At 70.3% G+C, this 1,011-nt stretch carries 1 protein-coding gene; it reads left to right on the plus strand.

Annotated features, from left to right (window positions below):
• Positions 1 to 17 precede the first annotated feature (17 nt).
• Positions 18 to 1,011 (plus strand): sugar ABC transporter ATP-binding protein (locus ACW9TB_RS39315; RefSeq protein WP_472753206.1); only part of this gene is annotated, 994 nt, incomplete at its 3' end.

The raw sequence follows: 1,011 nt of genomic DNA on the forward strand, positions 1-1,011 counted from the left end.
GGCATGAGCCGGCCCGGATGGGGTTCGTGGGCCGGGGTGAGGCGGCGCGGGCGACGCGGGAGTTGCTGGCCCGGCTGGGGCACGCGGAGATTCGCCCGTCGGTGGAGGTGGGCAGGTTGTCTCCGGCGGCCAAGCAGGTGGTGAGCATGGCGCGGGCGCTGTCGCACGACACCCGGTTGATCATCATGGACGAGCCGTCGGCGGCGCTGGCCCATGACGAGGTGGGCAACCTGTTCCGGATCATCCGGGAGCTGACGGCTCAGGGTGTGGCGGTGGTCTACATCTCGCATCGGCTGGAGGAGATCCGCGAGATCGGGGATCGGGTGACGGTCCTGAAGGACGGTCGTACGGTCGCGGTGGGGCTGCCCGCGAAGGAGACGCCGACCTCGCAGGTGGTGTCGCTGATGACCGGCCGCAACGTCGAGTACGTCTTCCCCAAGCGGCCCGCCTCCGGCAGCCACGACGGCAAGGCGGAGGTACTGCGGGTCCGTGACCTGAGCATTCCCGGCCGCGTCTCGGACGTGTCGTTCTCGGTGCGGGCCGGGGAGATCGTGGGTCTGGCCGGTCTGGTCGGCTCGGGCCGCTCGGAGATCATCGAGGCGGTGTACGGGGCGCGGCGCTTCTCCGGGCAGGTCGTGCTGGAGGGCAAGCCGGTGCGCCGGGGTGGTGGTACGACCGGTGCGGTGCGGCTGGGCATGGGACTGGCGCCGGAGGAGCGTAAGGCGCAGGCGTTGCTGCTGGACCAGAGCGTGTCGCGCAACATCAGCCTGGCGAGTTTGGGCCGGTATTCGCGGCTGGGCTGGATGGACCGGCGCCGTGAGGCGGCCGACGCGCGGGAGATGGTGCAGGCCCTCGACATCCGGCCCGCTGATCCGGAGCGGCCGATCAAGACGTTGTCGGGCGGTAACCAGCAGAAGGCTGTGCTGGCCCGGTGGTTGTTGAACAACCGCAAGTTGTTGCTGCTGGACGAGCCGACCCGCGGGGTGGATGTGGGGGCTCGGGCGGAGTTGT

Source organism: Streptosporangium sp. H13245, assembly GCF_055690525.1.